General features: G+C 53.7%; 9 protein-coding genes and 1 tRNA gene. All 10 read left to right on the top strand.

Annotated elements, in window-relative coordinates:
• Window positions 1–44 precede the first annotated feature (44 nt).
• The 10 genes from J5067_RS11815 (at window position 45) to J5067_RS11770 (ending at window position 12,446) form a co-directional block, all read left to right on the top strand.
• Window positions 45–121, top strand: a tRNA-Met gene (locus J5067_RS11815).
• 218 nt (window positions 122–339) lie between these two features.
• Window positions 340–792, top strand: a complete 453-nt coding sequence (gene rimP, locus J5067_RS11810) for a ribosome maturation factor RimP (RefSeq protein WP_195312632.1) — start codon at window positions 340–342, stop codon at window positions 790–792.
• A gap of 21 nt (window positions 793–813) precedes the next feature.
• Entirely contained in the window at window positions 814–2,325 is a 1,512-nt protein-coding gene (nusA, locus tag J5067_RS11805; protein ID WP_264644057.1) for a transcription termination factor NusA, read from the top strand.
• Between the two features lie 26 nt (window positions 2,326–2,351).
• Window positions 2,352–5,066 (top strand): translation initiation factor IF-2, encoded by a 2,715-nt coding sequence (gene infB / locus J5067_RS11800; RefSeq protein WP_264644058.1) that lies wholly within the window; start codon window positions 2,352–2,354, stop codon window positions 5,064–5,066.
• A 93-nt stretch (window positions 5,067–5,159) separates the two neighbouring features.
• Window positions 5,160–5,561: a 30S ribosome-binding factor RbfA gene (rbfA, locus tag J5067_RS11795; protein ID WP_222159527.1), complete on the top strand. Its 402-nt coding sequence runs from the start codon at window positions 5,160–5,162 to the stop codon at window positions 5,559–5,561.
• The gene (truB, locus tag J5067_RS11790; RefSeq protein ID WP_264644059.1) at window positions 5,561–6,505 is read left to right on the top strand and encodes a tRNA pseudouridine(55) synthase TruB; all 945 of its coding nucleotides are present in this window, start codon (window positions 5,561–5,563) and stop codon (window positions 6,503–6,505) included. The genes rbfA and truB overlap by 1 nt, the downstream gene beginning before the upstream one ends.
• 135 nt (window positions 6,506–6,640) lie before the next feature.
• The gene (rpsO, locus tag J5067_RS11785; protein ID WP_195312637.1) at window positions 6,641–6,910 is read left to right on the top strand and encodes a 30S ribosomal protein S15; all 270 of its coding nucleotides are present in this window, start codon (window positions 6,641–6,643) and stop codon (window positions 6,908–6,910) included.
• A gap of 300 nt (window positions 6,911–7,210) precedes the next feature.
• Window positions 7,211–9,337 carry a polyribonucleotide nucleotidyltransferase gene (gene pnp / locus J5067_RS11780; protein ID WP_264644060.1) on the top strand — a complete coding sequence of 709 codons (2,127 nt, stop codon included), beginning with the start codon at window positions 7,211–7,213 and terminating at the stop codon, window positions 9,335–9,337.
• A 131-nt stretch (window positions 9,338–9,468) separates the two neighbouring features.
• Window positions 9,469–10,353, top strand: coding sequence for a lipoprotein NlpI (gene nlpI / locus J5067_RS11775; RefSeq protein WP_264644061.1), 885 nt, complete (start codon window positions 9,469–9,471; stop codon window positions 10,351–10,353).
• Window positions 10,354–10,529: 176 nt separating this feature from the next.
• On the top strand, window positions 10,530–12,446 hold the full coding sequence (locus tag J5067_RS11770) for a DEAD/DEAH family ATP-dependent RNA helicase (protein ID WP_264651190.1): 1,917 nt from the start codon (window positions 10,530–10,532) through the stop codon (window positions 12,444–12,446).
• The last annotated feature ends 321 nt before the right edge of the window (window positions 12,447–12,767 follow it).

Raw genomic sequence — 12,767 nt, 5'->3', positions numbered from 1 at the left:
TGCATTTTCACGGTTGGCGGCGTACTATTTGCCACGTTTTCGGACGCGGGGTGGAGCAGCCTGGTAGCTCGTCGGGCTCATAACCCGAAGGTCGTCGGTTCAAATCCGGCCCCCGCAACCAAATCACTTCTTTCGCTTAAGTTTTTTTTCAAATGAACTGTGAGTGGCGGTATGACACCCACAGCGGTTTTTTGAAAAAATCCTTGCGAGAAGTAATGCCGCAGCCTGTAGCGGTATATAGGGTCCAGTTGCATAAAGCCCCGATATTTCGGGGTTTTTTGTTATTTGGCAACAACATGACTGGGCTTTTAGCCCTTTTTTTATGTCTTGGGGGTGGGCTTGTCCACATTAGAACAGAAATTGACAGCGATGATCTCGGCACCCGTTGAAGCATTAGGCTACGAATTGGTGGGCGTTGAGTTTATCCGTGGTCGCCAATCGACGCTGCGTATCTATATTGATAGTGAAGACGGCATCACAGTTGATGATTGTGCTGATGTCAGCCACCAGGTGAGTGCGGTGCTGGATGTTGAAGATCCCATTACGGTTGCCTATAACCTGGAAGTGTCATCACCTGGCCTGGATCGTCCTTTATTCATCGCAGAACATTACGTGCGTTTCCTCGGCGAAGAAGTGACCCTGGTGTTGCGCATGGCGGTACAAAACCGTCGTAAATGGGCGGGAATTATCAAATCCGTTGAAGGTGAGATGATTACCGTAACAGTGGAAGGCAAAGATGAAGTGTTCGCACTGAGCAACATCCAGAAGGCGAACCTGGTACCCCACTTTTAAAGTTTGGATGAGGCAACTAGGATGAACAAAGAGATTCTGGCTGTTGTTGAAGCAGTTTCCAACGAAAAAGCCGTTCCGCGCGAAAAAATTTTTGAAGCACTGGAAACTGCGTTAGCGACAGCGACAAAGAAAAAATACGAACAGGAAATTGACGTTCGGGTTTGCATCGATCGCAAAACCGGCGATTTCGATACGTTTCGCCGTTGGGTTGCCGTTCATGAAGTGACACAACCAACGCGTGAAATCACGTTGGAAGCGGCCCAATTTGAAGATCCGAGCATCGAGCTCGGCGGTTACGTTGAAGACCAGATTGAATCCGTCACGTTTGACCGTATCACCACGCAAACGGCCAAACAGGTTATCGTGCAGAAAGTACGTGAAGCTGAACGTGCCATGGTGGTCGATCAGTTCCGTGAGCAGGAAGGCGATATTGTTACCGGCGTCGTCAAAAAAGTGAACCGCGACAACATTTCGTTGGATCTGGGCAACAACGCAGAAGCGGTGATTGGCCGTGAAGATATGCTGCCGCGTGAAAACTTCCGTCCGGGCGACCGCATTCGCGGCGTGCTGTACTCAGTAAGACCGGAAGCGCGTGGCGCACAGCTGTTTGTCAGCCGTTCACGCCCTGAGATGCTGGTGGAACTGTTCCGCATCGAAGTGCCGGAAATTGGCGAAGAAGTTATCGAGATCAAAGCGGCTGCTCGCGATCCAGGTTCTCGCGCCAAAATCGCGGTGAAAACCAACGACAAGCGTATCGATCCGGTGGGTGCGTGCGTGGGTATGCGCGGTGCGCGTGTACAGGCCGTCTCCAGCGAACTGGGCGGCGAACGCATTGACATCATTCTGTGGGACGATCATCCGGCACAGTTCGTCATCAATGCCATGGCACCGGCAGACGTCGTTTCCATCGTGGTTGACGAAGATACCTGCACCATGGATATCGCCGTGGAATCCGGCAACCTGGCGCAGGCGATTGGCCGCAACGGGCAGAACGTGCGTCTGGCTTCCCAACTGCTGAAACAGCACCGTTCAGATGACCGCTGGGAACTGAACGTGATGACCGTGGAAGACCTGCAAGCCAAGCATCAGGCGGAAGCACACGCGGCGATCGACGTATTTACCAAGCACCTCGATATCGACGAAGAGTTCGCCACCGTGCTGGTAGAAGAAGGTTTCTCCTCACTTGAAGAACTGGCCTATGTGCCTATCAAGGAACTCCAGGAGATCGATGGTCTGGATGAGGAAACCATCGAAGCACTGCGTGAACGTGCCAAAGCGGCATTGACCACGTTGGCGTTGGCGCAGGAAGAGAGCCGTGGCGGTGGCCAACCGGCGGAAGATTTGCTCAGTTTACCGGGTTTACCGCGCGAGTTGGCGTTCACTCTCGCCGCGCGCGGAGTATGTACGCTGGAAGATCTTGCTGAGCAGGGCGTTGACGATCTGACGGATATTGAAGGGTTGAACGATGAGAAGGCCGGTGAGTTGATCATGGCCGCCCGTAATATCTGCTGGTTCGGCGACGAAAACGAATAATGACACTGTAGCAGGAAAGGAACAGCATGACAGAAGTGACCATACAATCGCTGGCCGTAGAGATTCAGACTCCGGTAGACCGCCTGATACAGCAATTTGCTGATGCGGGAATCACCAAGTCTGCATCGGATAACGTGTCCCAGCAGGAAAAAGAGACGCTGCTGGCGCATTTGAACCGCGAACGCGGTTCTGCGGCCGGTAAGTTGACTCTGCAACGTAAAACGCGTAGCACCTTGAATATTCCGAGCACTGGCGGAAAAAGTAAATCAGTGCAGATTGAAGTCCGCAAAAAACGCACGTATGTTCAGCGCGATCCGCTGAACAGTCAGCAGGCTGAAGAAGAAGAGCGTGCACGGCAGGAAGCGGAAGAACTGGCTCAACGTGAAGCTGAAGAGCAGGCCCAACGTGAAGCTGAAGCAAAAGCTCAGCGTGAAGCGGCTGAAAAAGCGAAACGTGAAGCTGAAGAGCAAGCCAAGCGAGAGGCCGCTGAAAAAGCCAAGCGTGACACAGCGGAAAAAGACAAATTGAGCAACCAACATAATCATAGTACGACAAAGTCTGTTCCGGCGACAGACAAGGCCCGCCGTGAAGCTGAGGCTGCTGAACTGAAGCGTAAATCTGAAGATGCTGTTCGCAGCAAAGTCGAAGAAGATGCACGCCGTGTTGCGGAAGAAGCACGCCGTATGGCGGAAGAGAACGCTGCCAAATGGGCCAGCGAGACACCGCGTGAAGAAGAGGATAGCACTGACTATCACGTCACTACCTCGCATCATGCCCGCGTCGCTGAAGATGAAAACGATCGTGAAGTCGAGAGTAATTCTCGCAGTCGCACCCGGACAGCTAAAGCGCCCAAGCAGAAGAAAGGCAACCGCCTGTCTGAAAATAAAGCTGATCGTGAAGAGGCGCGCGCCGCAACCCGTGGTGGTAAAGGCAAGCGTAAGCCCAGTACGTTACAGCAAAGTTTTAACAAGCCGGTTCAGGCTGTTAACCGTGATGTGATGATTGGTGAAACCGTTACGGTTGCCGAATTGGCGAACAAAATGGCGGTGAAAGGCTCTCAGGTCATCAAGACGATGATGAAGCTGGGTGCCATGGCGACCATCAATCAGGTTATCGATCAGGAAACGGCGCAGTTAGTGGCGGAAGAAATGGGCCACAAGGTTATCCTGCGTCGCGAAAACGAGCTTGAAGAAGCGGTAATGAGTGACCGTGATATGGGTGTTGCGGCAGAATCGCGCGCACCGGTCGTGACCATTATGGGCCACGTTGACCACGGTAAAACCTCACTGCTGGACTACATTCGCTCCACTAAAGTGGCTGCGGGCGAAGCAGGCGGGATTACCCAGCATATCGGTGCCTATCACGTTGAAACTGACAATGGCATGATCACCTTCCTGGATACCCCGGGCCACGCCGCGTTTACCGCGATGCGTGCGCGTGGTGCGCAGGCAACGGATATCGTGGTGTTGGTGGTTGCTGCTGATGACGGCGTGATGCCACAAACCATCGAAGCGATTCAACATGCCAAAGCGGCCAAGGTGCCAGTGGTGGTTGCGGTCAACAAGGTTGACAAGCCAGAAGCCGATCCGGATCGCGTCAAAAATGAACTGACGCAATACGGCATCATTCCGGAAGAGTGGGGCGGTGAGTGCCAGTTTGTCCCTGTATCAGCCAAAGCCGGTACCGGTATCGATGATTTGCTTAACGCCATTCTGCTGCAAGCAGAAGTGCTGGAACTGACGGCTGTCCGTAAAGGTATGGCAAGCGGCGTGGTGATTGAATCCTTCCTGGACAAAGGCCGTGGCCCGGTAGCAACGGTACTGGTGCGTGAAGGTACGCTCAACAAGGGCGATATCGTGCTGTGTGGTTTCGAGTATGGCCGCGTGCGTGCCATGCGTGATGAGCTGGGCCGCGAAATTACCGAAGCGGGTCCGTCCATTCCGGTAGAAATCCTCGGCATGTCCGGTGTTCCGGCTGCGGGTGATGAAGCCACCGTGGTGCGTGACGAGAAGAAAGCCCGTGAAGTGGCGCTCTATCGTCAAGGCAAATTCCGCGAAGTGAAACTGGCGCGTCAGCAGAAATCCAAGCTGGAAAACATGTTCGCCAACATGACCGAAGGCGAAGTGTCCGAACTGAACATCGTGATGAAAGCCGACGTTCAGGGCTCTGTGGAAGCGATTGCCGATTCGTTGCAGAAACTCTCCACCGACGAAGTGAAAGTGAAGATTGTGGGCTCCGGCGTAGGTGGGATCACCGAAACCGACGCGACGCTGGCCGCAGCGTCCAACGCCATCATTCTCGGCTTCAACGTCCGTGCCGATGCCTCTGCCCGTCGCGTTGTCGAAGCGGAAAGTCTGGATCTGCGTTACTACTCCGTCATCTATGATCTGATCGACGAAGTGAAGCAGGCGATGAGCGGTATGCTGGCACCGGAATACAAGCAAGAGATCATCGGCCTGGCCGAAGTTCGCGACGTATTCAAATCACCGAAGTTTGGCGCAATCGCTGGCTGTATGGTGACGGAAGGTATCGTGAAACGTCACAACCCGATTCGCGTGCTGCGTGACAACGTGGTTATCTACGAAGGCGAGCTGGAATCTCTGCGCCGCTTCAAAGATGACGTTAACGAAGTGCGTAACGGCATGGAATGCGGTATCGGCGTGAAGAACTACAACGACGTGCGTGTTGGCGATAACATCGAAGTGTTCGAAATTATCGAGATCAAACGTACTATCGCTTAACCTGTCAGGGTAGGGCGAGACGCGCAACGTTTGCACGTCATATTGACTTATAGGGGGCCTAGTGCCCCCTGATTTTTCCTTGAGGACTCGATTATGGCTAGAGAATTCAGTCGCACTCAGCGCGTGTCGCAAGAGATGCAGAAAGAGATCGCCATTATTCTTCAGCGTGAAGTGAAGGATCCGCGCGTGGGCATGGCGACAGTTTCTGGTGTCGATCTGTCACGCGATTTGGCGTATGCCAAGGTATTTGTGACGTTTCTGAACGATAATGAACCTGAGCAGGTGAAAGCGGGTATCAAAGCATTGCAGGATGCCTCTGGTTTTATTCGTGTGCTGCTCGGTAAGGCAATGCGTTTGCGCGTGGTGCCGGAATTGACTTTCGCCTACGACAACTCGTTGGTGGAAGGGATGCGGATGTCCAACCTGGTGACCAATGTCTTGCGCAGTGATGCCGAGAAGCGTTCTGCCAACGGTGACGACGATCGGGAGGATTGATGAGTCGTCCTCGTCGTCGCGGCCGTGATATCCACGGCGTGTTATTGCTGGATAAACCGCAAGGTGCGTCATCCAATGACGTGCTGCAAAAGGTAAAACGCATTTTTAATGCCAACCGGGCCGGACACACCGGTGCGCTGGATCCGCTTGCTACCGGTATGCTGCCGATCTGCCTGGGGGAAGCCACCAAGTTCTCTCAGTATTTGCTGGATTCGGATAAGCGTTACCGGGTGATTGCTCGTCTGGGGCAGCGTACTGACACCTCAGATGCCGATGGCAATGTGGTGGAAACGCGCGCGGTGACGTTTACCGAGCAGGCATTGGCGGATGCACTGGAAAGTTTTCGTGGCACCACGCAGCAGGTGCCATCGATGTATTCTGCGCTGAAGCATCAGGGCCGTCCGCTGTATGAGTATGCGCGCCAGGGGATCACTGTCCCGCGTGAAGCGCGTGATATTACCGTGTATGAACTGCTGTTTATCCGCCACGATGCCGATGAGTTGGAGCTGGAAATTCACTGTTCCAAAGGTACCTACATTCGTACCATCATCGACGATCTCGGTGAAAAGCTCGGCTGTGGTGCCCATGTGACTTATCTGCGCCGCGTGCAGGTTGCCACTTATCCGGCAGAGCGCATGGTGACATTGGACAGTCTGCAAGCCCTGTTGACGCAGGCGCAAGCGGAAGGGCAACCCCTTGAAGCGGTGCTGGATCCGCTGCTGATGCCGATGGACAGCCCGGTCAGTGATTATCCTGAGGTGAATTTGCCGCCAGCCGTGGCGGGTTACCTCAAGCTCGGGCAGGCTGTTGCAGCGGCTAACGCCCCCGCAGAAGGGATGGTACGCATCACCGAAGGTGACGCCCATTCGTTCATTGGCATGGGGATTATCGATGATGCCGGACGCGTGGCTCCCAAGCGTCTGGTGGTCGAATTCTCGGAATAAGGCTCACCGCGTCTGCCTTGCGATCGGCCATGGCTGAGAGTAGAATGGCGCGGCCTATTTTTAATAGGTTACAGAGGTCGCTGAATTAGAGATCGGCACCTGTTTTTTTTATCTATACTGTTTTGGAGTATTACAATGTCTCTAAGCGTTGAAGCTAAAGCAAAAATCGTCGCAGAATTCGGTCGCGGCACTAACGACAGTGGTTCTACCGAAGTGCAGGTTGCTCTGTTGACCGCGCAGATTAACCATCTGCAAGGCCACTTCTCCGAGCACAAAAAGGATCACCACAGCCGTCGTGGTCTGCTGCGTATGGTTTCTCAGCGCCGTAAGCTGCTGGACTACCTGAAGCGTAAAGATGTAGCGCGTTATGCTACCCTGATCGAGCGTCTGGGTCTGCGTCGCTAATCTGGCGAGTTTCAGTGGAAAGGGGCCTCATAGGGCCCCTTTCTTCTAGGAAGTGCTTGCAAAACAGAGTAATGTATCACCGACTTTGTCGTCGCCGTTCGCTACAGAGGTTCGCGCGGCTAATGAGAAACTTTATGTCTCTTTCTGGACCTGTTCCAGCGTGGCGTGAGGGTTGTCATTAGTCGCGAGGATGTAGTGAGATGGTTTGTAATCAACGGGGAGACGCTGCGTCGAGCATAACGACATCGGCTGGCATCTGGTAAACCCGAGAATGATAAACCCTGAGTAAAGGATATTATTTTGCTAAATCCTATCGTACGTAAGTTTCAATACGGTCAGAACACCGTCACGCTCGAAACGGGCATGATGGCACGTCAGGCCACTGCTGCCGTAATGGTCAGCATGGATGACACCGCTGTTTTCGTTACCGTTGTCGGGGCGAAAAAGGCCAAAACGGGTCAGGACTTTTTCCCGCTGACCGTTAACTATCAAGAGCGTACTTACGCTGCGGGCCGCTTCCCTGGCGGGTTCTTCCGTCGTGAAGGCCGTCCTAGCGAAGGCGAAACCCTGATTTCTCGCCTGATCGACCGCCCGATCCGTCCGCTGTTCGCCGACGGCTTTGTGAATGAAGTGCAGGTTATTGCTACCGTGGTTTCGGTAAACCCGCAGATCAACCCGGATATCGTGGCGATGATCGGTGCTTCTGCGGCGCTGAGCCTGTCCGGTCTGCCGTTTAACGGGCCGATTGGTGCTGCTCGCGTTGGCTACATCAACGATCAGTTTGTACTGAACCCGACCATCGATGAACTGAAACAGAGCCGTCTGGATCTGGTGGTTGCCGGTACGCAGGGCGCGGTACTGATGGTGGAATCCGAAGCGGACCTGCTGAGCGAAGATCAAATGTTGGGTGCGGTGGTGTTTGGCCACGAGCAGCAACAGGTGGTTATCGACAACATCAATGAACTGGTGAAAGAAGCGGGTAAACCGCGTTGGGATTGGCAGGCACCCGCCGTCAACGTTGCGCTGTTGGAACGTGTGCAAGCACTGTCTGAAACGCGCCTGGGCGATGCCTACCGCATCACCGAGAAACAACAACGTTACGAACAAATCAACGTCATCAAAGCTGACGCTGAAGCCCAATTGTTGGCTGCGGATGACACGCTGGATGCGGGTGAGATCCAGGATATCCTGGGCAGCATCGAGAAAAACGTGGTGCGTAGCCGCGTTCTGCGTGGCGAACCGCGTATCGATGGCCGTGAAAAAGACATGATCCGTGCGCTGGATGTGCGTACTGGCGTGCTGCCGAGAACCCACGGTTCTGCACTGTTCACCCGTGGTGAAACACAGGCGCTGGTAACAGCGACGCTGGGTACCGAGCGTGATGCGCAGAATATTGATGGATTGACCGGCGAAACGACCGATCGCTTCCTGCTGCACTACAACTTCCCTCCGTACTCTGTGGGCGAAACCGGTATGGTTGGCTCGCCGAAACGTCGTGAGATTGGTCACGGCCGTCTGGCGAAACGCGGCGTACTGGCAGTGATGCCTACCGCAGCTGAGTTCCCGTACACGGTGCGTGTGGTGTCTGAAATCACGGAATCCAACGGCTCTTCTTCCATGGCTTCTGTCTGCGGTGCCTCTCTGGCGCTGATGGACGCGGGCGTGCCGATCAAAGCCGCCGTTGCGGGTATCGCAATGGGTCTGGTGAAAGAAGGCGATAACTTTGTGGTGCTGTCCGACATTCTGGGTGACGAAGATCACCTGGGCGATATGGACTTCAAAGTGGCCGGTAGCCGTGAAGGCGTTACCGCACTGCAAATGGATATCAAGATTGAAGGTATCACCCGCGAAATCATGCAGGTTGCTCTGAATCAGGCCAAGGGTGCACGTCTGCACATTCTGGGCGTGATGGAACAGGCTATCGGCGCGCCGCGTGGCGACATTTCTCAGTTTGCACCGCGTATCCACACCATCAAGATCAGCGTTGACAAGATCAAAGACGTGATTGGTAAAGGTGGTTCTGTGATCCGTGCGCTGACCGAAGAGACGGGCACCACTATCGAGATCGAAGATGACGGTACGGTGAAAATCGCCGCAACCGACGGCGATAAAGCGCGTCATGCCATTCGTCGTATCGAAGAGATCACCGCAGAGATCGAAGTGGGTCGCGTCTACCAGGGTAAGGTAACGCGCATCGTTGATTTCGGCGCGTTCGTTGCCATTGGCGGCGGCAAAGAAGGTCTGGTACACATCTCTCAAATCGCTGACAAGCGCGTTGAGAAAGTCACTGACTACCTGCAAATGGGTCAGGAAGTTCCGGTTAAAGTACTGGAAGTTGACCGTCAGGGCCGTGTACGTTTGAGTATCAAGGAAGCAACTGCTCAGTCTCAGGATGCCGCTGCTACAGCGCCTTCTGAGGAAGAATAACAGCCGTTTTGCTGTTGTTTTGCCACTCCCCGCTCAGGCGGGGAGTTGGGCATTTTGTGAGGCGCGGATAGCCTTACATTGAGCGTGCGGGGACAGGATGTTCATCCAATGTTTGTCTTCGGGAGTGGGAAATGAAGCCTTTCTTACGCTGGTGTTATGTTGCGACAGCACTTATGCTGGCAGGATGCAGCAACACGGATTGGCGTAATAACGCGGTATTGGCAATTCCAGTGCAGCCTGCTTTACAGCAGGAAGTCATTTTGGCGCGCATGGAACAAATTCTTGCCAGTCGGGCGTTAACCGATGACGAACGCGCACAGCTATTATATGAGCGCGGAGTGCTGTATGATAGTCTCGGACTGAGAGCGTTAGCGCGTAATGATTTTTCACAAGCGCTATCAATCCGTCCGGATATGCCGGAAGTGTTTAACTATCTCGGCATTTATTTAACGCAGGCAGGCAATTTTGATGCTGCCTATGAAGCGTTTGATTCTGTACTAGAGCTTGATCCAACTTACAATTATGCGCGTTTGAACCGGGGCATCGCTTTGTATTATGGCGGTCGTTACCTGTTAGCGCAGGATGATCTGCTGGCGTTTTATCGAGACGATCCGAACGATCCTTTCCGCACGTTATGGCTGTATCTGGCTGAACGGGAGATAGATCCCAACACAGCCAAGGCCGCGCTGAAGCAGCGTTATGACAGTGCAGAAAGAGGTCCTTGGGGATGGAATATTGTCGAATTCTACCTGGGCAACATCAGTGAAGCTGTGCTGATGGAGCGCCTGAAGGCAGAAGCAACGGATAACACTTCGCTCGCTGAGCATCTCAGTGAAACTGACTTCTATTTAGGTAAGCACTACCTAAGTCTGGGGGACAAGAATAACGCCATGGCGTTGTTCAAGCTGACGGTTGCCAACAACGTACATAACTTTGTTGAGCACCGCTATGCATTGTTGGAATTGGCATTGTTAGGCCAAGAACAAGACGACCTATCAGGATCGGACCAGCAATAGCTGACGAACGTAATCAGCCGGGAACCACCGTTTCCATCGCCTTAACGGGCGAGGGCTTTTTTGTTCGTTTTTTAATCTAATTTGAGCCGGTTCACACTTTTCAATGAAAATGACTGAGTATTTTCTCGACAAGTTACGTGTAGACTGGCCGCCATTTCACTATGAGGCACGTTTACATGGCAGAGTTTGAAACCTCTTTTGCTGACCTGGGGCTGTCCGCTCCTATTCTGAATGCACTGTCGGATCTGGGATATGAGAAACCCTCTCCCATCCAGGCAGAATGTATTCCTCATTTGCTTAATGGTCGCGACGTGCTGGGTATGGCCCAGACCGGTAGCGGCAAGACAGCAGCGTTTTCATTACCGCTGTTGCACAATCTCAAACCTGAATTGAAAGCACCGCAAATGCTGGTGCTGGCACCGACCCGTGAGTTGGCGGTGCAGGTTGCTGAAGCTTGTAATGATTTCTCCAAACACATGCACGGTGTGAGCGTAGTAGCGCTCTATGGCGGCCAGCGCTATGACGTTCAATTGCGTGCATTGCGCCAGGGTGCGCAAATTGTGGTGGGTACACCAGGACGTCTGCTGGATCACCTGAAACGCGGTACGCTGGATCTCTCCAACCTGAGCGGTCTGGTGCTGGATGAAGCTGACGAAATGTTGCGTATGGGCTTCATTGACGATGTCGAAAACATCATGGCCCAGATTCCGGCTCAGCACCAAACGGCGCTGTTCTCGGCAACCATGCCGGAAGCGATTCGCCGTATTACGCGCCGCTTCATGAAAGATCCGCAGGAAGTGCGCATTCAGTCAAGCGTGACGACGCGCCCGGACATCAGCCAGAGCTACTGGACTGTGCACGGCATGCGTAAGAACGAAGCGCTGGTGCGTTTCCTGGAAGCGGAAGATTTTGACGCTGCCATCATTTTCGTGCGTACCAAAAACGCAACGCTGGAAGTGGCTGAAGCCCTGGAGCGTAGCGGGTACAACAGCGCGGCACTGAACGGTGACATGAACCAGGCGCTGCGTGAGCAGACGCTGGAACGCCTGAAAGATGGTCGTCTGGATATTTTGATCGCCACCGACGTTGCGGCACGCGGTCTGGATGTAGAACGTATCAGCCTGGTAGTGAACTACGATATTCCGATGGATGCAGAATCCTACGTGCACCGTATTGGCCGTACTGGCCGCGCCGGTCGTGCAGGTCGTGCATTACTGTTCGTGGAAAACCGTGAACGTCGCCTGCTGCGCAACGTTGAACGCACCATGAAGCTGACCATTCCGGAAGTGGAATTGCCGAACGTTGAACTGTTAGGCGAGCGCCGTCTGGCGAAGTTCGCTGCCAAAGTGCAGTCACAGCTCGAAAGCAGCGATCTGGATATGTACCGTGCGTTGCTGGCTAAACTGCAACCGGCTGAAGAGCTGGATATCGAAACGCTGGCTGCGGCATTGCTGAAAATGGCGCAAGGTGAGCGTCCGCTGATCCTGCCGCCGGAACCAGCGATTGAGCGTCGTCCGCGCCGCGAATTCCGCGATCGTGACGAGCGTAATGATCGTAATGACCGTGGCGATCGTCGCCCCGGTAATGATGGCGATCGTCCGCAGCGTCGTGAGCGCCGTGATGTGGGTGAGATGCAACTGTATCGCATCGAAGTGGGTCGTGATGACGGCGTTGAAGTTCGCCATATCGTCGGTGCTATTGCCAACGAAGGGGATATCAGCAGCCGCTACATCGGCAACATCAAGCTGTTCGCATCGCATTCAACCATCGAATTGCCGAAGGGGATGCCGGGCGATCTGCTGACGCACTTTACCCGCACACGCATCCTGAACAAGCCGATGAACATGCAACTGATCGGTGATGCACAGCCGTTCGAACGTCGTGAACGCAGCGACAGCCGTGGCGCACCGCGTTCTGGCGCTGGTGCTGGTGCTGGCGATCGTCGTGAAGGTGGACGTCGTTCATTCGGTGGGCAGGGTGATGCTCGCCGTGAAGGTCAGGGCGAACGTCGCGAACGCAATTTCAACCGCGACGGCCAACGCAGTGAAGGTCAACGCGCTCCGCGCCGCCGTCCTGCGGATGTTGGTCAATAAAAAGCACATTGAGTAATCGGTGTATTGGCTTATCTTTGGGGCGAAGTTCAACACTTCGCTTCAAATAATAAAATAGTGCCTTACATAACTTTTACCCTTGTTTTATTTTTGGTATAAAAAGCGGCCCGCCGATAATGGGGGGCCGCTTTTTTTTTGACTCACCGGCTGAACTTAATTTTATATTAAGGTCTTAAACGGATAGTACTGCTCTTCGGTGTTGATTATTGCAGTGCCGGACGAGAGGTAATCAAAAAATAGACCTCATTAAAGTAGTGCTATTTGGCGCTGCATAAAAAATAACAACGTTGTGTGGAATTGAAT

It is taken from the genome of Candidatus Symbiopectobacterium sp. NZEC151, assembly GCF_025962655.1.
Classification (GTDB): domain Bacteria; phylum Pseudomonadota; class Gammaproteobacteria; order Enterobacterales; family Enterobacteriaceae; genus Symbiopectobacterium.
The sequence above is the reverse complement of the archived record's forward strand: the minus strand, read 5'-3'. Positions and strand labels throughout refer to the sequence as shown.

Bases quoted from the DNA above. Each gene is read 5' to 3' on its own strand.
- nusA (WP_264644057.1), top strand. From the start codon at position 814: ATGAACAAAGAGATTCTGGCTGTTGTTGAAGCAGTTTCCAACGAAAAA.
- infB (WP_264644058.1), top strand. From the start codon at position 2,352: ATGACAGAAGTGACCATACAATCGCTGGCCGTAGAGATTCAGACTCCG.
- rbfA (WP_222159527.1), top strand. From the start codon at position 5,160: ATGGCTAGAGAATTCAGTCGCACTCAGCGCGTGTCGCAAGAGATGCAG.
- truB (WP_264644059.1), top strand. From the start codon at position 5,561: ATGAGTCGTCCTCGTCGTCGCGGCCGTGATATCCACGGCGTGTTATTG.
- rpsO (WP_195312637.1), top strand. From the start codon at position 6,641: ATGTCTCTAAGCGTTGAAGCTAAAGCAAAAATCGTCGCAGAATTCGGT.
- nlpI (WP_264644061.1), top strand. From the start codon at position 9,469: ATGAAGCCTTTCTTACGCTGGTGTTATGTTGCGACAGCACTTATGCTG.
- J5067_RS11770 (WP_264651190.1), top strand. From the start codon at position 10,530: ATGGCAGAGTTTGAAACCTCTTTTGCTGACCTGGGGCTGTCCGCTCCT.